The 24,521-nt window shown below is 71.0% G+C and carries 25 protein-coding genes; 16 read left to right on the forward strand and 9 right to left on the reverse strand.

Annotation, left to right across the window (positions count from 1 at the left end; all coding sequences use genetic code 11):
* The first annotated feature begins 112 nt into the window (after positions 1-112).
* The 6 genes from ABZ192_RS27275 (at position 113) to ABZ192_RS27300 (ending at position 7,563) form a co-directional block, all read left to right on the forward strand.
* Positions 113-1,156 carry an NUDIX domain-containing protein gene (locus ABZ192_RS27275; RefSeq protein WP_356927102.1) on the forward strand — a complete coding sequence of 348 codons (1,044 nt, stop codon included), beginning with the start codon at positions 113-115 and terminating at the stop codon, positions 1,154-1,156.
* Between the two features lie 304 nt (positions 1,157-1,460).
* Positions 1,461-2,492 carry an ABC transporter permease gene (locus ABZ192_RS27280; protein ID WP_356927103.1) on the forward strand — a complete coding sequence of 344 codons (1,032 nt, stop codon included), beginning with the start codon at positions 1,461-1,463 and terminating at the stop codon, positions 2,490-2,492.
* A 77-nt stretch (positions 2,493-2,569) separates the two neighbouring features.
* Positions 2,570-4,255, forward strand: a complete 1,686-nt coding sequence (locus ABZ192_RS27285; RefSeq protein WP_356927104.1) for an ABC transporter substrate-binding protein — start codon at positions 2,570-2,572, stop codon at positions 4,253-4,255.
* A gap of 74 nt (positions 4,256-4,329) precedes the next feature.
* Positions 4,330-5,322: an ABC transporter permease gene (locus tag ABZ192_RS27290; RefSeq protein WP_356927105.1), complete on the forward strand. Its 993-nt coding sequence runs from the start codon at positions 4,330-4,332 to the stop codon at positions 5,320-5,322.
* 28 nt (positions 5,323-5,350) lie between these two features.
* The gene (locus ABZ192_RS27295; protein ID WP_356927106.1) at positions 5,351-6,451 is read left to right on the forward strand and encodes an ABC transporter ATP-binding protein; all 1,101 of its coding nucleotides are present in this window, start codon (positions 5,351-5,353) and stop codon (positions 6,449-6,451) included.
* Positions 6,452-6,477: 26 nt separating this feature from the next.
* Positions 6,478-7,563, forward strand: coding sequence for a dipeptide ABC transporter ATP-binding protein (locus ABZ192_RS27300; protein ID WP_356927107.1), 1,086 nt, complete (start codon positions 6,478-6,480; stop codon positions 7,561-7,563).
* 69 nt (positions 7,564-7,632) lie between these two features.
* On the opposite strand, the gene ABZ192_RS27305 is transcribed toward ABZ192_RS27300, so the two are convergent.
* Together ABZ192_RS27305 and ABZ192_RS27310 are read right to left on the reverse strand one after the other, a co-directional pair.
* On the reverse strand, positions 7,633-8,352 hold the full coding sequence (locus ABZ192_RS27305) for an MBL fold metallo-hydrolase (RefSeq protein ID WP_356927108.1): 720 nt from the start codon (positions 8,350-8,352) through the stop codon (positions 7,633-7,635).
* A 60-nt stretch (positions 8,353-8,412) separates the two neighbouring features.
* Positions 8,413-9,768, reverse strand: coding sequence for a dipeptidase (locus ABZ192_RS27310; protein ID WP_356927109.1), 1,356 nt, complete (start codon positions 9,766-9,768; stop codon positions 8,413-8,415).
* Positions 9,769-9,902: 134 nt separating this feature from the next.
* Between ABZ192_RS27310 and ABZ192_RS27315 the strand changes: the two genes are divergently transcribed.
* Positions 9,903-11,147, forward strand: coding sequence for a geranylgeranyl reductase family protein (locus ABZ192_RS27315; RefSeq protein ID WP_356927110.1), 1,245 nt, complete (start codon positions 9,903-9,905; stop codon positions 11,145-11,147).
* Here ABZ192_RS27315 and ABZ192_RS27320 read toward each other — a convergent pair.
* The gene (locus ABZ192_RS27320) at positions 11,131-11,580 is read right to left on the reverse strand and encodes a nitroreductase family deazaflavin-dependent oxidoreductase (RefSeq protein WP_356927111.1); all 450 of its coding nucleotides are present in this window, start codon (positions 11,578-11,580) and stop codon (positions 11,131-11,133) included. The genes ABZ192_RS27315 and ABZ192_RS27320 overlap by 17 nt on opposite strands.
* A 181-nt stretch (positions 11,581-11,761) precedes the next feature.
* Here ABZ192_RS27320 and ABZ192_RS27325 point away from each other — a divergent pair, with 181 nt between their 5' ends.
* On the forward strand, positions 11,762-12,463 hold the full coding sequence (locus tag ABZ192_RS27325; RefSeq protein ID WP_356927112.1) for a TetR/AcrR family transcriptional regulator: 702 nt from the start codon (positions 11,762-11,764) through the stop codon (positions 12,461-12,463).
* A gap of 9 nt (positions 12,464-12,472) precedes the next feature.
* On the opposite strand, the gene ABZ192_RS27330 is transcribed toward ABZ192_RS27325, so the two are convergent.
* Entirely contained in the window at positions 12,473-13,042 is a 570-nt protein-coding gene (locus ABZ192_RS27330) for an AfsR/SARP family transcriptional regulator (RefSeq protein WP_356927113.1), read from the reverse strand.
* Between ABZ192_RS27330 and ABZ192_RS27335 the strand changes: the two genes are divergently transcribed.
* Genes ABZ192_RS27335 through ABZ192_RS27345 form a run of 3 tightly spaced genes read left to right on the forward strand, consistent with a single transcriptional unit; the run spans position 13,020 to position 15,357 of the window.
* Positions 13,020-13,373, forward strand: coding sequence for an MMPL family transporter (locus ABZ192_RS27335; protein WP_356927114.1), 354 nt, complete (start codon positions 13,020-13,022; stop codon positions 13,371-13,373). The two genes, ABZ192_RS27330 and ABZ192_RS27335, sit on opposite strands and share 23 nt — an antisense overlap.
* 52 nt (positions 13,374-13,425) lie before the next feature.
* Positions 13,426-14,649 (forward strand): sensor histidine kinase, encoded by a 1,224-nt coding sequence (locus tag ABZ192_RS27340; protein WP_356927115.1) that lies wholly within the window; start codon positions 13,426-13,428, stop codon positions 14,647-14,649.
* A 42-nt stretch (positions 14,650-14,691) separates the two neighbouring features.
* The gene (locus ABZ192_RS27345; RefSeq protein ID WP_356927116.1) at positions 14,692-15,357 is read left to right on the forward strand and encodes a response regulator transcription factor; all 666 of its coding nucleotides are present in this window, start codon (positions 14,692-14,694) and stop codon (positions 15,355-15,357) included.
* Here the strand turns inward: ABZ192_RS27345 and ABZ192_RS27350 are convergent.
* Entirely contained in the window at positions 15,318-15,602 is a 285-nt protein-coding gene (locus ABZ192_RS27350; protein ID WP_356927117.1) for a DUF6332 family protein, read from the reverse strand. The two genes, ABZ192_RS27345 and ABZ192_RS27350, sit on opposite strands and share 40 nt — an antisense overlap.
* 48 nt (positions 15,603-15,650) lie before the next feature.
* Positions 15,651-16,562 (reverse strand): class I SAM-dependent methyltransferase, encoded by a 912-nt coding sequence (locus ABZ192_RS27355; protein WP_356927118.1) that lies wholly within the window; start codon positions 16,560-16,562, stop codon positions 15,651-15,653.
* A 114-nt stretch (positions 16,563-16,676) separates the two neighbouring features.
* On the opposite strand from ABZ192_RS27355, the gene ABZ192_RS27360 reads away from it, so the two are divergent.
* From ABZ192_RS27360 to ABZ192_RS27375, 4 genes are read left to right on the forward strand one after another with little or no spacing between them, the layout of a single operon-like run.
* Entirely contained in the window at positions 16,677-17,672 is a 996-nt protein-coding gene (locus ABZ192_RS27360; protein WP_356927119.1) for a branched-chain amino acid ABC transporter permease, read from the forward strand.
* Between the two features lie 10 nt (positions 17,673-17,682).
* Positions 17,683-18,675 carry a branched-chain amino acid ABC transporter permease gene (locus ABZ192_RS27365; protein ID WP_356927120.1) on the forward strand — a complete coding sequence of 331 codons (993 nt, stop codon included), beginning with the start codon at positions 17,683-17,685 and terminating at the stop codon, positions 18,673-18,675.
* Positions 18,665-19,528, forward strand: a complete 864-nt coding sequence (locus ABZ192_RS27370; RefSeq protein ID WP_356927121.1) for an ABC transporter ATP-binding protein — start codon at positions 18,665-18,667, stop codon at positions 19,526-19,528. The genes ABZ192_RS27365 and ABZ192_RS27370 overlap by 11 nt, the downstream gene beginning before the upstream one ends.
* A 3-nt stretch (positions 19,529-19,531) precedes the next feature.
* Positions 19,532-20,272, forward strand: coding sequence for an ABC transporter ATP-binding protein (locus ABZ192_RS27375; RefSeq protein ID WP_356927122.1), 741 nt, complete (start codon positions 19,532-19,534; stop codon positions 20,270-20,272).
* Between the two features lie 24 nt (positions 20,273-20,296).
* Here the strand turns inward: ABZ192_RS27375 and ABZ192_RS27380 are convergent, their stop codons facing one another.
* Together ABZ192_RS27380 and ABZ192_RS27385 are read right to left on the reverse strand one after the other, a co-directional pair.
* Entirely contained in the window at positions 20,297-21,544 is a 1,248-nt protein-coding gene (locus tag ABZ192_RS27380) for an ABC transporter substrate-binding protein (RefSeq protein ID WP_356927123.1), read from the reverse strand.
* Positions 21,545-21,741: 197 nt separating this feature from the next.
* The gene (locus tag ABZ192_RS27385) at positions 21,742-23,223 is read right to left on the reverse strand and encodes an MFS transporter (RefSeq protein WP_356927124.1); all 1,482 of its coding nucleotides are present in this window, start codon (positions 23,221-23,223) and stop codon (positions 21,742-21,744) included.
* Positions 23,224-23,309: 86 nt separating this feature from the next.
* Between ABZ192_RS27385 and ABZ192_RS27390 the strand changes: the two genes are divergently transcribed.
* Positions 23,310-23,705, forward strand: coding sequence for a MarR family transcriptional regulator (locus ABZ192_RS27390; RefSeq protein ID WP_356927125.1), 396 nt, complete (start codon positions 23,310-23,312; stop codon positions 23,703-23,705).
* 44 nt (positions 23,706-23,749) lie between these two features.
* On the opposite strand, the gene ABZ192_RS27395 is transcribed toward ABZ192_RS27390, so the two are convergent.
* On the reverse strand, positions 23,750-24,478 hold the full coding sequence (locus tag ABZ192_RS27395; protein WP_356927126.1) for a maleylpyruvate isomerase family mycothiol-dependent enzyme: 729 nt from the start codon (positions 24,476-24,478) through the stop codon (positions 23,750-23,752).
* Positions 24,479-24,521: the final 43 nt, after the last annotated feature.

The following is a 24,521-nucleotide window of genomic DNA, read 5'->3' on the forward strand; positions in this document are numbered from 1 at the left end:
GCACCCGAGTCAGGGGGCGCCGGCGCCGTCGTCATGCGCCCTCAACTGCGGCTGGTTTCCGTGGCAGGGTGGAGCGGGCAAGCCTCAGGGGGCCAACAGAAGAGGGGGACCTGTGACCGTCGTCTGGATCAACGGCGCGTTCGGTGCGGGGAAGACCACCACCGCACAGGAACTGATCGAACTGATCCCGAACAGCACGCTCTTCGACCCCGAGGTCATCGGCGGAGCGCTCCGGTACCTGCTGCCGCCCAAACACCTCGCCGAGGTCGGCGACTTCCAGGACCTGCCGATCTGGCGACGGCTCGTGATCGACACGGCGGCCGCGATGCTCGCCGAGCTCGGCGGGACCCTGGTGGTCCCCATGACCCTGCTGCGCCAGGAGTACCGCGACGAGATCTTCGGCGGCCTGGCCGCCCGCAGGATTCCGGTCAGCCACATCCTGCTCGCTCCGGCCGAAACGATACTGCGGGAGCGGATAGCGGGCCGCGAGGTTCCGCCGGACCTGCCGGACGGCGAGATGCGAATACGCCGGTGGTCCTTCGACCACATCGAGCCGTACCGCGCCGCCCTCGCCTCCTGGCTCACCGCCGACGCCCACCTCGTCGACAGCAGCGACCTCACGCCCCGCGAGACCGCCGCCCGGATAGCCGACGCCGTCACCAGCGGGTCCGTGCCCGCCTGCGACATCGTGCAGACGCCCGAGCCCACCGCCGAGACGCTCGCCGCCGGAGTGCTCCTCTTCGACGAACAGGACCGGGTGCTGCTCGTCGACCCCACCTACAAGGCCGGCTGGGAGTTCCCCGGCGGGGTCGTCGAACCCGGCGAGGCGCCCGCGCGTGCCGGAGTGCGGGAGGTCGCCGAGGAGACCGGCATCCACCTCGACGAGGTACCGAGCCTCCTCGTCGTCGACTGGGAGCGTCCCTCGCCCCCCGGATTCGGCGGACTGCGGCTTCTCTTCGACGGCGGCGTCCTCGACTCCGCCGAGGCCGGGCGGCTGCTGCTGCCCGGGCCGGAGCTGCGTGACTGGCGGTTCGTCACCGAGGAGGAGGCCGCCGACCTGCTGCCACCGGTGCGCTACGAGCGGCTGCGCTGGGCCCTGAGGGCACGCGAACGCGGAGCGGCGTTCTATCTGGAAGCCGGGGTGCCGGTCGGCTGACACCGGGCTTTCCGCTCGCCCTTTACCGGGTGCGGGGGATTCCGAGGGAAAAGCAAAAGGAAACATCCACGGAGCCACTGCCAACCGCTGCCCAAGGAATCTCCCGCACTCCCTCACGCGGCGGGTAATCACATTCCCCGTGCTCGTCAACACTTTTCCATGACCGCAAACAATCCCTTTTCCGGCCCCTGCTCGGCTTGACCGGACTCGCACGCCGTTGCGAAAGTCCGCAGAGTCTCACGGCGGCACTTTCGACCGCCACCCAATTTCCTTGCCTCAGGGGCAGATCCGGGATGTCCGTACGATGACCACGCAACACCAGCCGGCCGACGCCGGCGGCGGCACCGCCCTGCTGGCCGAGCCGTCGACTCAGGACCCCAGACCCGCCGACACGGCCGTCACCGGCCGCTCACCGGCCCGCATGGCCTGGAAGCGGATCAAGCGGGACAAGGTCACCACGGCCGCCCTGGCGGCCACCCTCCTGTTCATCGCGGTCGCACTGCTCGCACCGGTCCTCACCGCGCTGACCAGCTGGGGACCGATCACCCCCGACAACAAGGCGATCAACCCCGACACGGGCAACTTCCCCTACGCATCGCTCGGCGGCATCAGCGCCCAGCACCTCCTCGGCGTCGAACCGGGCACCGGCTACGACCTGTTCGCCCGCATCGTCTACGGCCTGCGCACGTCCCTCTACGTGGGTTTCGCCTCGGCCTTGCTGTCCACCGTGGTCGGTGTCGTGGCGGGGCTCGCGGCCGGCTACTTCGGCGGCTGGGTCGACTCCCTGCTGTCCCGGGTCATGGACGTCATGCTGGCCTTCCCGCAGCTGCTGTTCATCATCGCGCTCACCCCGGTGATCCAGAACGCCCTGCAGACCAACAGCCACGGCGGCACCGACGAGAACCTCCGGCTGCTCGTCCTCGTCCTCAACATCGCCGTCTTCGCCTGGGCGTACACCGCGCGTCTGGTGCGCGGACAGGTGCTGTCCCTGCGCGAGCGGGAGTTCGTCGACGCCGCGCGGCTGATGAGCGCCGGCCGGCGGCACATCCTCTTCCGGCAGCTGCTGCCCAACCTGTGGGCGCCGATCCTGATCTCCTTCGCCCTCGCCGTCCCGCAGAACATCACCACCGAGGCGGCCCTGTCGTACCTGGGTGTCGGCGTCATCCCGCCCAATCCCGACTGGGGATCCCTGCTGTCGGACGCCTCCCAGTTCTTCCTCCAGGACCCGATGTACCTCTTCGTGCCCGGCGTCCTGCTCTTCCTCCTGGTCCTGGCGCTCAACCTCCTCGGGGACGGCGTCCGGGACGCCCTGGATCCCCGCGCCCGGCGCGGCTGACGAACCACCCCCCGAGTGTCGGCCCGGCGGCCCCACGAACGGCCGCCGAGCCCGTAGCAAGAAACGGAGTTTCCTCAATGACGCGCAGCACGCGCAGCACGCGCAGATCGCGCACGGTCGCTCTCACGGCCTCTGCCGTGGTGATCGCCCTGGGGGCCACCGCATGCGGAGGGTCCTCCGGCAACAGCGCCGGCGGCTCCCCGTCCAAGGGCGGCACGCTGACGATCCTCGACGACGCCGACTTCAACCACATCGACCCCCAGCGGACGTACACCACCGAGGGTTCGAGCATGGACTACGAACTCGTCCGCACCCTGACCGGATGGAACGAGACGGGGGCCGCGCCCAAGCTGGTCGGCGACCTGGCCACCGACACGGGCACGCCCAGCAAGGGCGCCACGGTGTGGACGTTCCACCTGCGCCACGGGGTCAAGTGGCAGGACGGGACGGAGGTCACCGCGCAGGACGTCAAGTACGGCGTCGAGCGGGCGTTCTCCCCGGACATCAACGGCGGCCCGCCGTACGCCAGTCAGTGGCTGGTCGGCGGCGACTCCTACAAGGGCCCGTACCAGGGCAAGCAGCTGGCCTCGATCCAGACACCGGACAAGTACACCCTCGTCTTCCATCTCAACCAGCCCGTCGCCGACTTCAACGAGACGACCACCATGACCGGGTGGTCGGCGGTGCCCAAGGCCCATGACACCGGCGCCACGTACGACACGCACGTCTGGTCCGACGGGCCCTACATGATCAAGTCGTACGCCAAGAACAAGGAAATGGTCCTCGTCCGGAACAAGAACTGGAGCCAGCCGACCGATCCGATCCGTCAGCAGAACCTCGACGAGATCGACGCGAAGTTCGGGCAGGACCAGGCCGCCATCGACCAGCAGATCAAGTCCGACGGCGGCTCCGCCCAGACCGCGATCACACAGACGCCGATCGCCGGATCCGACCTGACGACGATGGCGACCGACCCGTCGCTCAAGTCGCGCTACTACAAGATCCCGGCCCCGGGCATCAACTACATGGCGATCAACATGAACCGGGTCAAGGACATCAAGGTCCGCGAGGCGATCGAGTACGCCGTCAACAAGACCACCGTACGCGGCGCCTTCGGCGGCTCGGCCTACGGCAACTACGCCACCACGATGCTCGCCCCCGGCATCGACGGCCACAAGGACTTCAACCTCTACAGCAGCAACCCCGCCGGTGACCTCACCAAGGCCAAGGCCCTGATGAAGCAGGCCGGCAACCCCAAGCCGACGATGTCGCTCGCGGTGGAGAACATCCCCACGCACGAGCACTTCGCCGACGCCGTGAAGACCGCGCTGGCGAAGATCGGCATCACGGTGAACATCACGCCGATCGACAAGAACAACTACTTCAGCACCGTGGACAACGTGAAGAACCAGTACGACCTGACGTGGGGCGACTGGATCGCGGACTGGCCGAACGCTTCCACCGTGCTGCCCACCCTCTTCGACGGGCGCCAGATCAAGAAGCTCCCGCAGTCCAACAACGACATCTCGTACCTGAACGACCCGAAGATCAACGCCCAGATCGACAAGATCGGCAAGATGACCGACATCAAGCAGCGCAACACCGCCTACGGGGAGCTGGACGAGCAGATCCTGAAGGACGCCGCCGTGGTCCCGCTGATGTACATGAACTTCAGCGAGGTGAGCGGCTCGAAGGTCGGCGGTGTCATCGACGACTCGATCATGGCCGAACCCAGCCTGGTGCACGCCTACATCAAGCAGTGACGCAACCCCTCTGAACCCCGCCGGCGGCCCGGTCCGCCGGCGGGCACCCCACTCACGTCAGGTCCCGGCACCCCATGTTTCGTTACCTCATCAGACGCCTGCTGGCAGCGGCCGTGATCATGCTGGTGATCACGACGATCACCTTCTTCATCTTCTTCGCGCTGCCGTCCAACCCCGCGCTCCTGGCCTGCGGAAAGACCTGCTCGCCCTCCCGCCTCGCGGAGATCAAGCACTCGCTGGGCCTGGACCAGAGCTACCTGACGCAGTACTGGGAGTTCGTCAAGGGACTGGTCGTGGGCCGCGACTACGGCGACCAGAGCGTCCGTATCCACTGCGCGGCGCCCTGCCTCGGCATCTCCTTCCAGACCGACACCCCCGTGCTGACGACGCTCCTCCAGGACTTCCCGGCGGACCTCTCCCTCGGACTCGGCGCCGCGGTGGCGTTCCTCGTCCTGGGCGTGGGCCTCGGCACCGTCGCCGCGGTCCGCAGGGGCAAGGCCGCCGACAAGGCGGCGGTCGGACTGGCCCTGTTCGGTGTGTCGGTGCAGATCTACTTCATCGGTCTGCTCCTGCTGTACCTCTTCGTCGACAAGTTCCAGATCCTGCCGACCTCCGGTTACACCTCGATCACCGAGGACCCGGCCGGCTGGTTCAAGGGCCTGATCCTGCCCTGGGCCACCCTGGTCATCGTCTACCTCGCGATGTACACCCGGCTCACCCGCTCCTCCATGCTGGAGGTCTTCGCCGAGGACTACATGCGCACCGCCCGCGCCAAAGGCCTGCCGGCCGCCACCGTCGTCCTCAAGCACGGACTGCGGGCCGCCATCACCCCGATCATCACCATCTTCGGCATGGACGTCGGCTCCCTGATCGGCGGCTCCGCGGTCATCACCGAGTCCGTGTTCGGCATCAACGGCATCGGCAAGCTCGCGGTCGACTCCGTCCAGAACTCCGACCTGCCGGTCATCCTCGGCACCACGCTCTTCGCCGCGACGTTCGTCGTCCTCGCCAACGTGGTCGTCGACCTGGTGTACGGCCTCGTCGACCCGCGCGTCCGCCTCGCCTGAGCCCTTCTTTTCGTCCTTAGGAACACCCGTGTCCGTATCGACCTCACCGCAGCCCGCGGACGTCACCCCCGCGCCCGCCCCCTTCCTCGACGTACGCGACCTGAGGGTGCACTTCCCCACCGAGGACGGCCTCGTCAAGTCCGTCGACGGCGTGTCCTTCACCCTGGAGAAGGGCAGCACCCTCGGCATCGTCGGCGAGTCCGGCTCCGGCAAGTCGGTGACCTCGCTGGCCCTGCTCGGACTGCACAAGGGCACCCGCGCACAGGTCTCCGGCGAGATCTGGCTGGAAGGCAGGGAACTCGTCGCCCTGCCCGAGGCCGAGACGCGCGCACTGCGCGGCCGCACGGTCTCCATGATCTTCCAGGACCCGCTGTCCGCGCTGCACCCCTTCTTCACCGTCGGCTCCCAGATCGCCGAGGCCTACCGCGTCCACCACAAGGTCTCCAAGAAGGAGGCCAAGGACCGCGCGGTGGAGATGCTGAAGCGGGTCGGCATCCCGCAGCCCGAACGCCGGGTCAGGGACTACCCGCACCAGTTCTCCGGCGGCATGCGCCAACGCGCCATGATCGCCATGTCCCTGGTCTGCGACCCCGCCCTGCTCATCGCCGACGAGCCCACCACCGCCCTGGACGTCACCGTCCAGGCGCAGATCCTGGACCTGATCCGCGACCTGCAGGAGGAGTTCGGCTCCGCCGTCGTCATCATCACGCACGACCTCGGCGTGGTCTCCGACATCGCCGACGACATCCTGGTGATGTACGGCGGCCGCCGCATCGAGTACGGCACCACCCGCGAGGTCCTCAAGCAGCCCCAGCACCCCTACACCTGGGGCCTGTTGCAGTCCATGCCGCACCTCACCGGCGACGTCGGCGAACGGCTCAACCCGATCCCCGGCACCCCGCCGAGCCTGATCAACCTGCCGGACGGCTGCTCCTTCCACCCGCGCTGCGCCTACAAGGGCTGGGTCCCGGAGGGCCGCTGCACCACGGAGCGGCCCGAGCTGCGCCCCGTCCCCGGCACCGCAGGACACCTCGCCGCGTGCCATCTCAGCGACGAGGCCAAACAGGAGATCCGCGGCGGGACCGGCCCGGACGACCGCGGCGCCGCAGCCGCACGGGCCGCGCAGTGACGGCGGCGGACGAAAGGGAACATGCCGTGAGCACCACCCAGCCCCTCACCGGGCCGACCACCGACCGCCCCACCGGCGAGAACCTCCTCGAAGTGCGCGGTCTCCAGAAGCACTTCCCCCTCCGGCAGGGCATCATCTTCCAGCGGCAGATCGGAGCCGTACGAGCCGTCGACGGCATCGATTTCTCGGTCGGTCCCGCCGAGTCGCTCGGCCTGGTCGGCGAGTCCGGCTGCGGCAAGTCGACCACCGGCCGCCTGATCACCCGGCTGCTCGAACCCACCGGCGGCTCCGTCGTGTTCGACGGCGAGGACATCACCCACCGGCCCCCCGGACGGATGCTGCAGGCCCGCCGCAACCTCCAGATGATCTTCCAGGACCCGTACTCCTCGCTGAACCCCCGGCACACCGTCGGCACCATCATCGAGACACCGATGCGGCTCAACGGCATCAACCCGCCCCAGGGCCACAAGCGGCGCGCCCAGGAACTCCTGGAGACGGTCGGGCTCAACCCCGAGCACTACAACCGCTACCCGAACGAGTTCTCCGGCGGGCAGCGCCAGCGCATCGGCATCGCCCGCGCCCTCGCCCTGCGGCCCAAGCTGATCGTGGCCGACGAACCCGTCTCCGCGCTGGACGTCTCCATCCAGGCGCAGGTCGTCAACCTGCTCCAGGACCTCCAGCGGGAGTTCGGCATCGCCTTCGTCTTCATCGCCCACGACCTCGCCGTCGTACGGCACTTCTCCGAACGCGTCGCCGTGATGTACCTCGGCAAGATCGTCGAGGTCGCCGACCGGGAGTCGCTCTACACCCGGCCACGGCACCCCTACACGCACGCGCTGCTGTCCGCCGTTCCCGAGGCCGACCCGGACGCCACCGAGCGGCGCGAGCGCATCCGGCTGGCCGGCGACGTGCCCTCACCGATCGACCCGCCCTCCGGCTGCCGCTTCCGCACCCGCTGCTGGAAGGCCCAGGACAAGTGCGCCACGGAGGAACCACGGCTGGCCCGGGCCGAGGGCAGCCCCCCGGGCCATCTCACCGCCTGCCACTTCCCCGAGGCGCCGACGGTCGCACCACGCGAGGAGGACATCGTCCTCGATCCGGCGCTCGGCTAGGTCGTGTCCGCCAGGGCGTGCCGGGCGCCGCGGGACAGGCGGGACCTCGCGGACACGCCCTGGGGCCGGCTACCCCCGCGCCGCGTTCCGCAGCGCCCGGGCCGCCTGCCCGAGCGCCGGATCCCCGTGACCGAAGCAGGCCACGTCGGCGTCGAGCTCCGCCAGTCGCCCGCAGGCGGTGAGGACCTGGCCGCGATCGACGTTGAACACACCTGGGATCACCGAGCCGTCCACGGGTGACGCCGCGACCGTGTCACCCGTGAACAGCACGCCATGCTCCGGGAGATGGAGCGCGATGCTGCCCGGTGTGTGGCCCGGCACGTGGACGACGTGCGCGCCGCCTCCCACGTCCAGCACGTCCCCGCCCGACACCGCGGTGACCGCCCGGGGCCGGACGTGGTCGCCCTCGGGCAGGTGCTTGAGCGCCTGCTCGTGCAGGGGCCGCTCCCAGTCCTCGAACACCGGCGCCGGGCCCGGGACTTCGCCCCGTACGACGGGCGCTTCCAGCCGATGCGCCAGCACCTGCGCGCCGCTGAGCGCGGCGAACTCGCCCGCTCCGCCCGCGTGGTCCCAGTGGAAGTGGGTGAGCACGATCCGCCGTACGTCCCGCGGATCACGGCCGAGCGCTGTCACGGCCTCGGCGATCGGGGCGCCGGAGCCGGGCGGCCCGGCGTCGATCAGCGTCAGCTCGGCATGGCCGGCGCGGTCGTCGCCGTCGCGCCAGAGGTAGGCCTGGCCGACGGGGAAACGCAGTAGGTGGAGGCGGGGGAGGAGCTCGATGACGTCCATCGGACGACCGTAGGCAAGGCCCCCGTCGGCGGACGAGGGCCTTTGCTGACGGCAGAGCGGTCAGCTCGCCGCGTAGTTGCGCAGGAACAGCGCCTCCGCCACCGACAGCCGCTCCAGCTCCTCGGGGGACACGCTCTCGTTCACTGCGTGGATCTGGGCCTCCGGCTCGCTCAGCCCGATGAGCAGGATCTCCGCACGCGGGTAGAGGGCGGCGAGGGTGTTGCACAGCGGGATGGAGCCGCCCTGGCCGGCGTACTGCATCTCCTGTCCCGGGTACGCCACGGCCATCGCGTCCGCCATGGCCTGGTAGGCCGGGCTGGTGGTGTCGGCGCGGAAGGCCTGGCCCTGGCCGATCTGCTCGGTGCTCACCCGCGCGCCCCACGGCGTGTGCGCCTCCAGGTGTGCCTGGAGCAGCTTGGTCGCCTCGGCCGCGTCCACGCCCGGCGGCACCCGCAGGCTGATCAGCGCCCGGGCGCTCGCCTGCACGGACGGGGTGGCGCCGACGACGGGCGGGCAGTCGATGCCGAGGACGGTCACGGCCGGGCGCGCCCAGATGCGGTCGGCGACCGTCCCGGAGCCGATCAGCTCCACGCCGTCCAGCACCTTGGCGTCCTGCCGGAACCGCTCCTCGTCGTACTGGAGGCCCTCCCAGGCCGAGTCCCCGGTGAGTCCGTCGACGGTCGTCGAGCCGTCTGCGGCGCGCAGTGAGTCCAGGACCCGGATCAGGGCGGCCAAAGCGTCGGGGGCGGCACCGCCGAACTGGCCCGAGTGCAGATTGCCGGCGAGCGTGTCGATCCGCACGCGGACGAGCGTCATACCGCGCAGGGTGGAGGTGACGGTCGGCAGCCCGACCCGGAAGTTGCCCGCGTCGCCGATGACGATCGTGTCGGCCTCCAGGAGGTCCGGGTGCGCCTCCGCGTAGCGCTCAAGGCCGCCCGTGCCCTGCTCCTCCGAGCCCTCGGCGATCACCTTCACGTGGACCGGGACACCGCCGTTCGCCTTCAGCGCGCGCAGCGCCAGCAGGTGCATGATGACGCCGCCCTTGCAGTCGGCGGCCCCGCGCCCGTACCAGCGGCCGTCCCGCTCGGTCAGTTCGAACGGCGGGGTCGCCCAGCCGGCCTCGTCCAGCGGCGGCTGCACGTCGTAGTGCGCGTACAGCAGGACCGTCTTCGCGCCCTCCGGGCCGGGCAGGCAGCCGTAGACCGACTGCGTGCCGTCGGGGGTGTCGAGCAGGGCCACGTCCTGGAACCCCTCGGCGGCGAGCGCGGCCGCGACCCAGCGGGCGGCGCCCTCGCTCTCGCTCCTGGGGAACTGGTCGAAGTCCGCCACCGACCGGAAGGCCACCAGTTCGGTGAGCTCCTCCTTCGCCCTGGGCATCAGAGAGGCGACGGTCTCGGCGACCGGATGCGACGACATGGGCACGCTCCTCGTGGGTGCGACGTTGTAGCGGTGAGTGCCGTAGATCCTCCCACAGCGGCCTGTGGCCAGGTCCGCCGTAGGATGCGGGAGACAGCAGGGGCAGGCGGCTTGATCGGGAGCAGTAGACCATCGTGAGCAGCGAGAACTCTTCGGCGGACGACGTGCGACAGGTGTGGGACGTCGTCGTGGTGGGCGCGGGACCCGCGGGCGCTTCGGCCGCGTACGCGGCGGCGGTCGCGGGGAGACGTGTGCTGTTGCTGGAGAAGGCGGAGCTGCCGCGGTACAAGACGTGCGGCGGCGGCATCATCGGCCCCTCGCGCGACGCCCTCCCGCCCGGTTTCGAGCTCCCGCTCAGGGACCGGGTGCACGCGGTGACGTTCTCCCACAACGGCCGCTTCACACGCACCCGCCGGTCCAAGCAGATGCTGTTCGGGCTGATCAACCGGCCCGAGTTCGACCAGCAGCTCGTCGAGCACGCGCAGAAGGCGGGCGCCGAGCTGCGCACCGGTGTCACGGTCCAGCGCGTCGAGCAGCACGGCTCGGCGGTGCCCGACCGGCGCACGGTCGCCGTGCTCCTCCAGGGCGGCGAGGTCCTGCTCGCGCGGGCCGTGGTCGGCGCGGACGGCAGCGCCAGCCGCATAGGGGCGCATGTGGGGGTCAAGGTCGACCAGGTGGACCTCGGCCTGGAGGTGGAGATCCCCGTGCCGGAGACCGTCGCCGAGGACTGGAAGGGGCGGGTGCTCCTCGACTGGGGCCCGATGCCCGGCAGTTACGGCTGGGTCTTCCCCAAGGGCGACACCCTGACGGTCGGGGTGATCTCGGCACGGGGCGAAGGCGCGGCGACGAAGCGGTACTTGGAGGAGTTCGTCGGGCGGCTCGGCCTCGCCGGCTTCGAAGCGAGCATCTCCTCCGGGCACCTGACCCGCTGCCGCGCCGACGACTCGCCGCTCTCGCGCGGGCGGGTGCTGGTGTGCGGCGACGCGGCGGGGCTGCTGGAGCCGTGGACCCGCGAGGGCATCTCCTTCGCGCTGCGGTCCGGGCGGCTCGCGGGGGAGTGGGCGGTGCGGATCGCCGAGGCGCATGACGCCGTGGACACGCGCCGGCAGGCCCTCAACTACGCGTTCGCGGTCAAGGCCGGGCTCGGTGTGGAGATGAGCGTCGGCAAGCGGCTGCTGACGGTGTTCGAGCGCCGCCCCGGCCTGTTCCACGCGGCGCTGACGAGCTTCCGTCCGGCCTGGCGGGCGTTCAAGGAGATCACGCAGGGCTCGACGTCGCTGGGTGAGATCGTCCGCACGTATCCGGTGGCCCAGCGGGCCCTGACCGCGCTGGACCGCCGTCCCGCCGTGACGGGCGAGGAGATCAGCCCTTCAGAGTGATCTCGAAGACCGGGTGGTCGGGGGCGATGCGGCGCAGCTGGTCGTCCGGGGAGTCGGGGCCGACGCCGTTGAAGAAGACCCCGACCTCCGCCTTCCAGCGCTTGAGGTAAGCGCGCAGGACCGGGGTCTTGTCGTCGTCGGCCACCTCGGTCGCGGTGAGGGTGTCCACGCGCTTGCCGAGGTGCAGTTCGCCGCCGCCCGCCGCGCGCATGTTGTGCGTCCACTGGACGTGGCCGCGGGGCGCGACCAGGTACTGCCGGCCGCCCAGGGTCAGGAGGTTGACCGGGGTGGTGCGCCACTGGCCGCTCTTGCGGCCGCGGACGGCGAGGACGCGGGAGCCCCAGACGCTGATGCCGCGGCGGGTCAGCCAGGCGACGAGCCGGTTGAAGACGTTGACGGTGAACCAGCCGGGCTTGCGGACGTGCGTGGACATGGGGTCCCCCTGGTCGATGTGGAGCGGCGGTGTGGAGCGGTGCTCTCTTTTGTGAGCACTGCTCTCGCTCTCTGGTGCCAGTCTGCACGAGGTCGGTGCTCCATGGCAAGAGCACTGCTCTCGTTTTGATTACTGCTCTCGTTTGTGTGCAGTGCTCTGCTTTCGTGGCACGATGACCCGCATGAGCACCGCACACGGCGCCCGTGCCCGGGCCAGGATCGAAGTCACCGCGGCCATCAAGGACGAGGCCCGCAGACAGCTCGCGGCCGACGGCGCCGCCCGGCTCTCGCTGCGGGCCGTCGCCCGCGAACTCGGCATGGTCTCCTCCGCGCTGTACCGCTACTTCCCCAGCCGTGACGACCTGCTGACCGCCCTCATCATCGACGCCTACGACTCCCTCGGCGAGGCCGCCGAGGCCGCCCACGAGGCCGCCGCCGGCTCCGGCCCCCTGCAGCGCTGGACCGTGGTGTGCGAGGCGGTGCGGCGCTGGGCGCTCGGCCATCCGCACGAGTACGCCCTCATCTACGGATCGCCCGTCCCCGGCTACACCGCCCCCGACACCACCGTCCCGGCCGCCGCCCGCGTCGGTCTCCTGCTCATCGGCATCGTGCGCGACGCGTACCGCGGACTCGGCCTGGCCCGGCCCTCGCTCCCGGCGGACCTGCGCCCGGAGGCCGAGCGGATGGCGGCCGACCTCGCGCCGGACCTCCCGCCGGAGGTCGTGACGGTGCTCGTCGCGGCCTGGGCCCAGCTGTACGGGCTGGTCGGGTTCGAGCTGTTCGGGCAGTTCAACCGGGTGGTGGAGGACCGGGAGGCGTTCTTCCGGTATGCGGTGGGGCAACTCGCCCACGGGGTGGGGCTGGTGTATCCGCAGAAGGGATGACCAGGACTCTCAGCCCACGGGAACCGGCGACCCGGGCAGCAGCGCCGGATCCTGGCGCAGGACCCGGGCGTGCAGGGCTCGCAGGCCCGGCCCCGGGTCCGCGCCCATCGCGTCGGCGAGGCGCCGCCGTGCCTCCTCGTACACGGTGAGCGCGTCCGCCGGGCGGCCGGTCCGGCACAGGGCGAGCATCAGCAGTTCGGCGAGGCGTTCGCGCAGCGGGTGGGCCGCGACGAGCCGGACGAGTTCATGGACGTACTCGAAGGAGCGGCCCAGTTCGATCTCGCCCTCCAGCCGCGCTTCGAGGACCGTGAGCCGCTTCTCCGTCCAGCGCAGCCGTTCCGCGGTGAGGTACGGCGCCTGCAGGCCCTCGGCGAAGTCGCCGCGCCACAGTTCCTCGGCGCGGTGGGCCAGTTCGACCGCACGCCGCATCTCACCGGCCTGCCGCGCCGCGAGCGCCTCGTCCACCAGCAGGCGGCGCTGCGCCAGATCGTCGGCGCGGACGCCGGTCAGCCGGTAACCGGAGCCGGTCCAGGACAGCCCGGGGCTGTCCCACGAGGTGTTCCTGCTGGCGCGGATCAAGGAGGAGCACGACCGCACCGGCGACACCCGGCGCGCGGTCGGCGAGGGCATCCGGCGCAGCGCCCCGCTGGTCACGGCCGCCGCGGGGATCCTGGCGCTGTCCTTCCTGTCGTACGCCACCGGAGGGGTCGTTTTCCTCAAGGAACTCGGCATCGGCACGGCCCTGACGATCCTCGTCGATGCCACCCTGATCCGGGTCGTGCTGCTGCCGGTGACCATGCGGCCGGCCGGGCGGGCGAACTGGTGGGCGCCGCGGCGGCTGCGCCGACTGCGGGTCAGGGAGGGCGAGGCCGTCCCGGCGGACGACGTACTCCGCGGGGAGTACGTGTGATCGCCACGCCCGGGTGACGCCGCCGCGGGCCGGTGGCGTCTAGCGTGGCCGTATGGACGAGCAGCGGGTGCGGGGTGGTCCGCCGCAGTGGTGGCGGCACGGACCTCCCTGGTGGGACCGGTGGGGCGAGGGGGAGCGTGCGCCCCGGTGGCCCTGGCGGTCCACCGTCGTCGTCACGGTCTTCGTGCTGGTCGGTTCGAACTTCGCCGCTCACGGCCAGGAGGGCGAGCGGGCGGCCCTGGACCCGTTCGCACGGGTGCTGCTGCTGGTGGCCGGGGCGCTGCTGCTGTGGCGCAAGAGGTATCCGGTGGCCGTGGTCTTCGGCACCGCGGGTGCCGTCATGGTCTACCTGGGGGCCGGGTATCCGTACGGGCCGGTGCTCCTCACCGTCGCTCTGGCGTGCTTCAGCGCGATCGTCGCCGGGCATCGCCGGGCGGCGTGGGCGGCGATGGGCACGCTCTGGGCCGGGCACGCCCTGGTGGCGCACTGGCTCTACCAGTGGCTGCCGCCGTCGGGGGACTCCGCCGCCTCCTGGGGCGAGGAACTGGTGGTCGCCACCTGGGTGGTGGCGATCGCCGCGGTGTCGGAGCTGGCCCGGGTCCGGCGCGAGCAGTGGGCCCGGGACCGGGCCGAGCGCGCCGAGGCCGCGCGGCGGCGGGCCGACGAGGAGCGGCTGCGGATCGCGCAGGAGCTGCACGACGTGCTCGCCCACAGCATTTCCGTGATCAACGTGCAGGCGGGTGTCGGCCTCGCGCTCCTCGACTCCGATCCCGAACAGGCCCGTACGGCGCTCACCACGATCAAGGCCCAGAGCAAGGAGGCACTCGGCGAGGTACGCCAGGTGCTCGACACACTGCGCGCACCCGGTGACGCGCCGCGCGCGCCCGCGCCCGGGCTGGACCGGCTGCCCGAGCTGGTGGAGCAGGCCGCCGGCGCGGGGCTCACGGTGGAGGTCGAGGGGGAGCCGCCCCGGCTCCCTCCCGGCACGGACCTCGCCGCCTTCCGGATCGTCCAGGAGGCCCTGACCAACGTCGTACGGCACTCGGGCTCACGCCACGCGCGCGTGCACCTGGCGCACGACGCGGACGTGCTGCGGCTGCGGGTCGACGACGACGGGCCGGCGACCGGCGCCGACGCGGGCGGCAGCGGCAACGGGCTGGCCGGGATGCGGGAGCGGGCCGCCGCGCTGGGTGGCACCATCGAGGCGGGACCCCGCCCGGACGGCGGTTTCCGGGTGCTCGCCGTGCTGCCCCTGACGGCTGCAGCCGGGACCTGAACCGCACGTGAACGGAACCAGAGATGTGCCGAAGGAGGACCGGTGATCCGCGTACTGCTCGCCGACGACCAGTCACTGGTCCGGGCCGGGTTCCGGGCGCTGCTCGACGCACAGCCCGACATCGAGGTGGCCGGGGAGGCCGCCGACGGGGAGGAGGCCGTGCGCGGGATCCGCGAACTGCGGCCCGACGTCGTGCTGATGGACATCCGCATGCCCGTGCTCGACGGCCTGGCCGCGACCCGCCGGGTCACCGGGGACCTGGACCTGAAGGACGTCAAGGTCGTCATGCTCACCACCTTCGAGCTCGACGAGTACGTCTTCGAGGCGATCCGCTCGGGGGCCTCCGGCTTCCTGGTCAAGGACACCGAGCCGGACGAACTCCTGCGCGCCGTACGGGCGGTGGTCGCCGGCGACGCGCTGCTCTCGCCGGGGGTGACGCGCCGCCTGATCGCCGAGTTCGCGGCGCGCTCCAAGGAACCCGGGGCGGCCGGCGCGCTGGCCGGACTCACCGAGCGGGAGCGGGAGGTGATGGCCCTGGTCGGTATCGGCCTGTCCAACGAGGAGATCGCCCGCCGCCTGGTCGTCAGCCCGCTCACCGCGAAGACCCACGTCAGCCGCACGATGGTGAAGCTGGGCGCCCGCGACCGGGCCCAACTGGTCGTGCTCGCCTACGAGTCGGGGCTGGTGCGGCCGGGCTGGCTGGGCTGAGCCGCCGAGCGGAAGCGGACCAGCACACTGACGACCCGGGCGGCGAAGAGGACGGGCGCGAGCACCAGTCCGGCGCGCAGCAGCAGACGCTCCGGCGTGTCCGGGAGGTCGAAGAGCAGCGCGGGACCGGCCACGGCCCCGAAGACCACCGCCCCCGCGAATGCCGCACTGCACAGCGCGTACCCGATCTCGACGGTGACGGCATCCCGTTCGGCCTGCGTGCGGCGTCCCCCGTGACTGGTCATACGGCGAGTCAAACAGGAGGGCACCCCGGTGGGCAAGTGCCCCGCCGGCTAGGGAGCAACGCCTCCCGCCGGTTTGTCGAGGACGTACGCCGTGTAGCGAGTGACGCCCCCGATGGCCCGGTGGGCCCGGACGACGGCGACGACCTCGTCCCAGTCCTGTGCGTCGAGTGTCCTGAGGCCCGGCCACCGCACGCACAGGGCCTGCCGGCCGGCCCGGGTGGACGCGGTGGCGGCGAACAGGGCGCAGAGTTGGGCCGCCCTGTGGAGCACGGGAGTGGTCCAGTCGAGGATCCGGCGCGTGGTGAAGCCGGCGGCGGAAGCCATCAGCGGGTACCGCTCGTACGGTTCGATGTCGTCGAAGCGCCAGGTCCCGCGTACGAGGCCGTCCGGGTCGAGGGTCCCGAGCCGCTGGTCCGTACGGGACGTGACGTCCACGAGGACGAGCCGACCCCCCGGGCGGAGCAGCCGGAAGCTCTCGTTCAGGAACGACCTGCGGCCCTCATGGCCGAAGTGGAAGGCGGCCTCCAGGCAGTGCACCCGGTCGAAGGAACCATCCGTCAGCGGGATCCGCGCCGCCTGCCGCGGCAGAGCGGTGGCGTCGGCGACGGCGAAACGCACGCCGGACAGGCCGCCGAAGCGGCGACGCGCCTGGTCGATCTGCCCGGGCTGGATGTCCACGCCCAGCGCCCGGCATCCCGAGGCGCCCAACCGCGCCGTGGTGTCGCCGCGACCGCATGCGGCGTCCAGGACGAGCTGCCCGGGCCGGGCGTCCAGCAGGTCCAGCGACCGGCGAGCCAGTCGGCGCTGAAAGGGCGCCGGCCCGGCCAGGACCACGAGCGGCAGGGTGGGCAGCGTGAAGTAGCCGATGTCGACCAGGCTGTCCCAGCCGAGGTGCCGCAGCACCCGGAAGAGCACGCTGTCGTCGTTGTACGCACTCGCGAGGTCCCCGCTGTCACCCATCCCGCATCCACCCCTTTCCGAGGGCACTCCTACCGGGCCCACTGTCCGTGTCACCGCTTCGACCTGCGCTTACACTGAGTCCATAAGGGACGTTCGTGACGTACCGGAATCGCCGTGCGCTCTCAGCGGATGCTCGTACCGGCCCTCGCCCTGGTCCTCCTGACGGTGCCCGTGATCGCAGCCCGGGCACAGGGCGAGGAAGTTCCGCGCGGCCCCACCTTCGCCGCACGCGCTCTGCAGGCGCTGATCGACGGTATCCAGTTCGGGGTGATCATCGCGATCACCTCGGTCGGGCTCTCGCTGATCTTCGGCACCATCCATCTGATCAACTTCGCGCACGGTGAGTTCGTGACGATCGGCGCCACCTTCGCGTTCTTCCTCAACGTCGCCGCGGCCGGCCCGGGCTGGCACCTGATCCCCGCCGCCCTCGCCGCCGTGGTCTTCGGCGCCCTGCTGGGCGGCGCGGTCGAACGCGGCATCTGGCGCCCGCTGCGAGCGCGCGGCACCGGGCTGATCAACATGTTCATCGTCACCATCGGGCTCTCGCTGCTGCTGCGCCACGTCGTCCTGGTGCTGTACGGAACCCGGCCCGCCTCCTACGCGCAGTACGACATCCAGAGCACGATCGACCTGGGCCCGGCCGGCATCACCCCGCGGGACCTCACCGTCACCCTGCTCGCCGTGCTGGTGCTGCTCGGCGTCGCCGCGCTCCTGCAGAAGACGCGGATCGGCACGGCGGTGCGGGCCGTCTCCGCCAACCGTGACCTCGCGGAGGCGTCGGGCATCGACGTGCAGCGGGTGGTGCTGTTCGTGTGGATGCTCGCCGGCGGGCTGGCCGCGCTCGGCGGAGTCTTCTTCGGCCTGGTGGAGATCGTCACCTGGGACATGGGCTTCAAGCTCCTGCTGCTCATGTTCGCGGGCATCATCCTGGGCGGCCTCGGCTCCGCCTACGGTGCGATGGTCGGCAGCCTCGTCATCGGGATCGTCGCCCAGATGTCCACCCTGTGGTTCCCGGTCGACCTGCAGTACGCCTGGGCGCTGCTCGTCCTCATCCTCGTCCTCCTCGTCCGGCCGCAGGGCATCCTCGGCCGGGCCGAACGCGTCGGGTGAGGGGTGTGCCATGGACTTCTCGGCCATCGTCTCCGACGCCCTGCGGTCGGGAATCGGCCCCATCGCCGCCGTCTACGCGCTCGCCGCGATGGGGCTGAACCTGCACTTCGGCTACACGGGGCTGCTCAACTTCGGCCAGGTCGGTTTCATGCTGGTCGGCGGCTACGGACTCGCCGTCACGGTGTCGACGTACGACGGCCCGATGTGGCTCGGCGTCCTGGGCGGCATCGCCTGCGCGATCGTGCTGGCCCTGCTGCTCGGCCTGCCCACCCTGCGGCTGCGCGCCGACTACCTCGCCATCACCACGATCGCGGCGGGGGAGACGCTCCGGCTGTTCTACCGGTCCAGCTGGGCCGAGCCGGTCACCGGAGGGGTGTTCGGACTGCAGAGGTTCGCCAACGACTTCTACGACCTGAGCCCCATCGAGCCCGGCACCTACGGCGTGTGGCTCGTGCGGTTCAGCTCCCGCGACCTCTGGGTGATGATCATCGGATGGGCGCTGGTCCTCGTGGTCGGAGGTCTGCTGGCCCTCCTGATCCACAGCCCCTGGGGCCGGGTCATCCGGTCGATCCGTGAGGACGAGGTCGCCGCGCGCAGCCTCGGCAAGAACGTCTACGCGTACAAGATGCAGAGCCTCGTGCTCGGCGGCGTCATCGGGGCGGTCGCGGGCATGATGCAGGCGATCCAGGTGCAGTCCGTGAACCCGGACAACTACGACCCGGGCGTCACGTTCTTCCTGTACACGCTGCTCGTCCTCGGAGGCGCAGGGCGGATCCTCGGGCCGGTCGTCGGCTCGATCCTGTTCTGGTTCGTCCTCAGCTTCCTCGACAGCGCGCTCCGCCAGGCCATCGACGCCGAGTACATCTCGCCGGACCTCATCAGCACGTCGGAGGTCGGCGCGGTCCGCTTCGTCCTGGTCGGCATCGCCCTGATCCTGCTGGTCGCGTTCCGGCCGCAGGGCATCCTCGGCAGCCGGAAGGAGATGCTGCTCAGTGGCCGCTGACACCCACGCACCCGGCACCGGCCGGCTCTCCGCGATCGATCCCGAGCCGGGCGTGCGCAAGCCCGACCCCCTGCTGGTCCTGGACCAGGTGACCCGCACCTTCGGCGGCCTCGTCGCCGTGCGGGTCGAACACCTGGAGGTGCAGCGCGGGGCCATCACCGCGCTCATCGGGCCCAACGGCGCCGGCAAGACCACCCTGTTCAACGTGGTGAGCGGCTTCGACCGGGCCGACGGCGGCCGGTGGTCGTTCGACGGACAGCCGCTCACCGGCGCCCCCGCGCACCGGGTGGCGCGGCGGGGAATGGTCCGTACGTTCCAGCTCACCAGAACCCTCGCCCGGCTCACCGTGCTGGAGAACCTGTTGCTCGCCGCGCCCGGGCAACGCGGTGAGCGGGTGGTGCCCGCGCTGCTGCGACCGCTGTGGCGCGGGCAGGAGCGGGAGTGCGAGCGCCGGGCCGGTGAACTGCTGGACCGGTTCCGGCTCGGGCCCCTGCGCGACGACCACGCCGGCACGCTCTCCGGGGGGCAGCGCAAACTGCTGGAACTGGCCCGCGCGCTGATGGCCCGGCCGGACATGCTCCTGCTCGACGAGCCGATGGCCGGGGTGAACCCCGCGCTGACCCAGTCGCTGCTCGGGCACATCACGCAGTTGCGGGACGAGGGCCTCACGGTGTGCTTCGTCGAGCACGACATGGACGTGGTGATGGGCATCAGCGACTGGGTGGCCGTCATGGCCGACGGCCATCTGGTGGCCGAGGGCCCACCGCACACGATCGGCCGGAACGCCGCCGTCGTGGACGCCTACCTGGGCAAGCGGCACGACGAACCGGGGACGCCCGAGGGGAAGGAGTGAGAGATGACCGCCGAGGAGCAGGTACCGGTGCTGGCGGCCGACGACATCGTCGCCGGGTACGTCCCCGGTGTCGACGTGCTGCGCGGATGCAGTCTCGAGGTGCGGCCGGGTGAGGTGGTCGGGGTGATCGGCCCCAACGGGGCCGGCAAGTCGACGCTGGTCAAGGCCGTCTTCGGGCTCCTGCGGGTGCGCGGCGGGAGCGTGCGGCTGCGCGGCGAGGACGTCACGAACCGCCCCGCGCACGAGCTGGTCCGGCGGGGCGTGGGCTACGTTCCGCAGCTGCAGAACGTGTTCCCCACGCTGACCGTCGAGGAGAACCTGCGGATGGGGGTCTACCTGCGGCCCAAGGACCACGCGCGGCGGGTCGCGGCGGTCGAGGAGCTCTTCCCCGTGCTGGCCGACCGCCGCAAGCAGAAGGCCGGCGCGATGTCCGGCGGCGAACGCCAGATGCTCGCGATGGCCCGCGCCCTGATGATGGAGCCGCACCTGCTGCTGCTCGACGAGCCGTCGGCCGGCCTGTCACCGCTCCACCAGGACCACGTCTTCGACCGGTGCCGAATGATCAACAGCGCGGGCGTCGCCGTGCTCATGGTCGAGCAGAACGCCCGCAGGTGCCTGCAGTTCTGCGACCGCGGCTACGTCCTCGACCAGGGCCGCAACGCGTACACCGGCACGGGTACGGCCCTGCTGCACGACGAGAAGGTGATCGAGCTCTACCTCGGCACGCTCGCCCGCGTCCGTTGACCGCCGCTGCTGTCCGTCCTCCGTTCAGTCCTGGATTTTGCTGGTCTCGGTACGCAGGGTCTGCAGCTTTCCTGCGTCGTCGTAGCCGTACACCTCGATCGTCGCCTGGCCGGGTTCGCCCTTGTCGGTGAAGTCGAGCGGACCGCTCACACCGTCGTAGTCGATGTCCCTGCCGTCGGCGAGCAGTTCCTTGCAGGCGGCGAACGAGTTGCACTTCTCGCCGTCCTTGGTGATCCCGTTCATCTCCTTCGCGTACTCGCCCGGGTCGTCGGACTCCGCCTTCTCGGCGGCGAGGGCGATCGTCGTCGCGCAGTCGAACACCTGCGGCGCGAACTGCAGCTCCTTCAGGTCCGGCGCGAACTCCTTGAGGTCCTTCACGTACTGCGCGTTCTCCGCCGACGCCGGGGCGGTCCCCTTCATCCCGGAGAGCCTCTCGGGCTGGCCGGGGGCGACCAGCGAGGGCAGTTCCTCACTGCGCAGTCCGTCGGCGCCGTAGACGCCGATCCGGTCGGGTCCGACTCCGGACTCGATCATGCCCTGCAGGATCTGGGTGCCTTCCTCGAAGGCGATCACCACGGCGGCGTCCGGCCTGGAGTTCTCGATCTGCTGGGCGACCTGGTCGAAGTTGGTCGCCTTCGGGTCATAGGTCTCGGCGAGCGTCACCGTCGCGCCACGTTCCTCCAGCGACTTGCGGGTGGCCTCCATCAGGCCGCGCCCGTAGTCGTCCGCCCGTGCGACCAGGGCCACCCGGTCGTGGCCGTCGTCGCGGACGACATCCGCGAGGATGGGCCCCTGCAGCACGTCGCTCGGGACGGTGCGGAAGTAGAAGCCGTCGTCCTCGTAGTCGGTGAAGGTGGGAGCGGTGTTCGACCCCGAACACTGCACGACGCCCGCTCCGGTCACCCGGTCGATGAACGCCAGCGACATGCCGGAAGCGGCGGCACCGATGATCGCGTCCACGCCTGCCGCGAGGACCCGGTCCGCCGACTGCGCGGCAACGGCCTCCTGTCCCGACTCGTCACTGGAGACCACATTCGGCACGGGCTTGCCCAGGACGCCGCCCGCGTCGTTGATCTTCTGTATCGCGAACTTCAACGACTCGATCTGGGGCGGGCCGAGGTAGGCCAGCTGTCCCGTCTCCGGCAGGACGGAGCCGAACTGGAGCTCACCATCGCCCGGCTCGGCCTGGGCAGTGCCCGTCGTACCGCAGACGGCAATCACGAGAGCGGCCGCGCTTGCGAAGACCGCGGACCGCCGTATCGACGCTTTCATCTCCGCCTCCGCTCGTTACAGGCGGCGGTGGTCGACTGGCCGGCCTCCCGCCCGCCATCTGTACACGAGCGTAGAACCCTTCCGGAATCCGGAAAAGGTGAAATGTGCTCTTTATCGGCCGGTGGTGGCGCTCGCCCGGGCCCTGCGTTCCCCCCTTGAGTCACGCAGGGCCCTTTGGTCACATCCGGAAACGCTCCCTAGTCGCGCACGGCGACGCGCTCGGGCTCCCTCGGGGTGGACTGGGCGACCACGACGGACGGCTGCTCGCGCCGGGTACGCAGGCCCGTGAGGGTGATGAGCAGGCCGGCGAGGGCGATGAGCGTCACGACCAGCAGGCCGGGCCGGTAGCTGTCGAGGACGGCCTGCGGGGAGGCGTTGCCCGGCTCGGGGGCGTTCGCGGTCACCACCGCCGTCACCACAGCGAGGAAGATCGCGCCGCCCACCTGGACCGAGGTGTTGAGCAGCCCGGAGACCATGCCCTGCTCGTGCTCGTCGACGCCGTTGGTGGCCTGGACGTTGAGGGACGGGAAGGTCAGTGCGAAGCCCGAGCCGACCAGCAGCATCGTCGGCAGGATGACCGCCGCGTAGACCGGGTCGAGGTCGATGCGCAGGAACAGCACGTAGCCGGTCACCATCAGGGCGAAGCCCAGCACCATCAGCCGGGCCGTGCCGAACCGGTCGATGACGGCCCCCACCTTCGTCGCGGACAGCGCCACCAGTGCGCCCGCCGGCAGGAAGGCCAGGGCCGTGTGCAGCGCCGACCAGCCGAGCAGCTGCTGCATGTAGAGGGTCACCAAGAACTGGAAGCCGATGTAGCTGCCGACGAACGTCAACGCGCCCAGCTGCGCCCGCACTTGCGGACCCGAGCGCAGCACGCCGAGCCGGACCAGCGGGCTGGGGCTGCGCCGCTCGACGGTGACGAAGGACGCCAGCAGGACGGCCACGGCGGCGAAGGACAGGACGGTCCGGGCCGATCCCCAGCCCGCCTCGGGCGCCTCGACGACGGTGAAGACGAGCAGCAGCATCGAGGCGGTGCCGAGGACGGCGCCGGGGATGTCGTAGCCGCCCCGGCCGCGCTCGCGCTCGGTGCGCGGCAGCAGCTTCAGGCCCACGAGCAGGGCGATCAGCGCGATGGGGGCGGGCAGGAGCATCGTCAGCCGCCAGCTGGCCTCCGTGAGCAGACCGGAGAAGACCAGGCCCATCGAGTAGCCGGTCGCGCCGCAGGTGGTGTAGATGGCCAGGGCGCGGTTGCGCAACGGGCCTTCGGGGAACGTCGTGGTGATGATCGACAGGCCGGCGGGGGCCGTGAAGGCCGCGCTCAGGCCCTTGATGAAGCGGCTGGCGATGAGCAGCGGGCCCGAGTCGACGAGGCCGCCGAGCAGCGAGGCCAGCGCGAAGACGCCCAGGGCCACCAGGAAGACCTGGCGCCGGCCCAGCAGGTCGGCGGCGCGTCCGCCGAGCAGCAGCAGACCGCCGTAGCCCAGGATGTAGCCGCTGACGATCCATTGCAGGGCCGAGGTCGACAGGCCGAGGTCGGCACCGATGGAGGGCAGCGCGACGCCGACCATGGACACGTCCAGGGCGTCCAGGAACATCGCGGCGCAGAGCACCAGGAGGGTGCCCCAGAGCCGGGGAGTCCAACGCCCGTCGGACGTGGGGGAGGTGAGCGGAGAGGTCATGCCCGAGACATTACATGCGCATGCATGAGATGCAAGCGCATTTAATTCAGGTGCAACAGTCTCGGGTCTCTGTTACGGTGCGGCGCATGGCGGCGAAGCAGGCCGAGCAGGCGCTCGTGGAACAGTGGCGCGACATTCTGGCGCTGCATGCGCGAACACAGTGCGAACTCGACCGGGTTCTGCATGAACACGGCCTGTGCGCCAGCGACTTCGAGGTGCTCGACGTCCTCGCCGGGTGCCGGGCGGCGAAGGGCAGGCCCTCCTACCGCGTCCAGGAGATCTCCGAGCGGGTCCACCTGAGCCAGAGCGCGCTGTCGCGGCTGATCGCGCGGCTGGAGAAGGAAGGGCTCGTCGAGCGCTGCATGTGCCCGGAGGACCGGCGCGGTGTTCGCGTCGCCCTCACGGCGAAGGGGCGCACGCTGCACGGTGAGGTGCTGCCCGTGCAGCGTGCGGTGCTGGCGCGGATGCTGGCGGAGGACTGAGCCCGGTCGGATGTCCCGAGCCGGGTCCGATTCCCGGATTCGGGTCAGATTCCTGAGGTTTCCCGCCACAGCTCGGCGAGCGCCCGGTCGCCCGTGACCGACGGCAGGGGAGCCCGGTTCCACAGCGCCAGGTACAACTGCTCGGCCGGGCCGGACAGTTCGCATTCGGCGTCCCCGGACGCGCCCGGCGTGGTCACGGGCGGCTCGGACGACAGCCGTACGGTCCACACCGCGCCGGTGTCGTCCGCGCGCACGCGCAGGACGCGCGGCTCGGGGGTGCGTACCCGGCTCCTGGAGCGGGCGTGGAAGCCGCGCAGCAGCTCGTCGATGCCGTCGGTCGCGAAGTCCGGGGTGACGGCCGTGATGCCGGCTCCGCGCGCGGACTCCGCGTCGACCCGGTGCACCGCCGTCTCGTGCGCCTGCCGCCGGGTCCAGAAGGCCAGCGGGGACGGGGCGGGCAGGAAGAACCAGCAGTCCACGTCCGGGGCGGCGGCGGCCAGCGTGTCGACGAGGCGGCGGTGGCTGTCGCGGTACCAGGCCACGAGCGCCGCGCCGTCGAGGTCCGGGACCTCATCCAGCGGACGGCGCTCGCCGTACCCCTCGGCGACGTACGACGCCGCCCAGCGGTGCACCGCGCCCGTGTGCCGCAGCAGATCGCGCACGTGCCACTGCGGACACGTCGGCACCTTGGCGTCGGCCCCCGCCTCCTCGGCGGCCGCGGCCAGCAAACGGCCCTCTGTGTCCAGCGCGTGAAGGAACTCGGCGGTCTCCATGCCGCGAGTCTGCCGTACCGGGCGCACTCCGGGCGCCGGAATT

The organism is Streptomyces sp. NPDC006235 (assembly GCF_040613735.1).
Classification (GTDB): domain Bacteria; phylum Actinomycetota; class Actinomycetes; order Streptomycetales; family Streptomycetaceae; genus Streptomyces.

Excerpts from the sequence above, each read along its gene's own strand:
- ABZ192_RS27280 (WP_356927103.1), top strand. The coding sequence starts at position 1,461 with ATGACCACGCAACACCAGCCGGCCGACGCCGGCGGCGGCACCGCCCTG.
- ABZ192_RS27285 (WP_356927104.1), top strand. The coding sequence starts at position 2,570 with ATGACGCGCAGCACGCGCAGCACGCGCAGATCGCGCACGGTCGCTCTC.
- ABZ192_RS27290 (WP_356927105.1), top strand. The coding sequence starts at position 4,330 with ATGTTTCGTTACCTCATCAGACGCCTGCTGGCAGCGGCCGTGATCATG.
- ABZ192_RS27305 (WP_356927108.1), bottom strand. The coding sequence starts at position 8,352 with ATGGACGTCATCGAGCTCCTCCCCCGCCTCCACCTACTGCGTTTCCCC.
- ABZ192_RS27310 (WP_356927109.1), bottom strand. The coding sequence starts at position 9,768 with ATGTCGTCGCATCCGGTCGCCGAGACCGTCGCCTCTCTGATGCCCAGG.
- ABZ192_RS27320 (WP_356927111.1), bottom strand. The coding sequence starts at position 11,580 with ATGTCCACGCACGTCCGCAAGCCCGGCTGGTTCACCGTCAACGTCTTC.
- ABZ192_RS27325 (WP_356927112.1), top strand. The coding sequence starts at position 11,762 with ATGAGCACCGCACACGGCGCCCGTGCCCGGGCCAGGATCGAAGTCACC.
- ABZ192_RS27340 (WP_356927115.1), top strand. The coding sequence starts at position 13,426 with ATGGACGAGCAGCGGGTGCGGGGTGGTCCGCCGCAGTGGTGGCGGCAC.
- ABZ192_RS27350 (WP_356927117.1), bottom strand. The coding sequence starts at position 15,602 with ATGACCAGTCACGGGGGACGCCGCACGCAGGCCGAACGGGATGCCGTC.
- ABZ192_RS27355 (WP_356927118.1), bottom strand. The coding sequence starts at position 16,562 with ATGGGTGACAGCGGGGACCTCGCGAGTGCGTACAACGACGACAGCGTG.
- ABZ192_RS27365 (WP_356927120.1), top strand. The coding sequence starts at position 17,683 with ATGGACTTCTCGGCCATCGTCTCCGACGCCCTGCGGTCGGGAATCGGC.
- ABZ192_RS27375 (WP_356927122.1), top strand. The coding sequence starts at position 19,532 with ATGACCGCCGAGGAGCAGGTACCGGTGCTGGCGGCCGACGACATCGTC.
- ABZ192_RS27380 (WP_356927123.1), bottom strand. The coding sequence starts at position 21,544 with ATGAAAGCGTCGATACGGCGGTCCGCGGTCTTCGCAAGCGCGGCCGCT.
- ABZ192_RS27385 (WP_356927124.1), bottom strand. The coding sequence starts at position 23,223 with ATGACCTCTCCGCTCACCTCCCCCACGTCCGACGGGCGTTGGACTCCC.
- ABZ192_RS27390 (WP_356927125.1), top strand. The coding sequence starts at position 23,310 with ATGGCGGCGAAGCAGGCCGAGCAGGCGCTCGTGGAACAGTGGCGCGAC.
- ABZ192_RS27395 (WP_356927126.1), bottom strand. The coding sequence starts at position 24,478 with ATGGAGACCGCCGAGTTCCTTCACGCGCTGGACACAGAGGGCCGTTTG.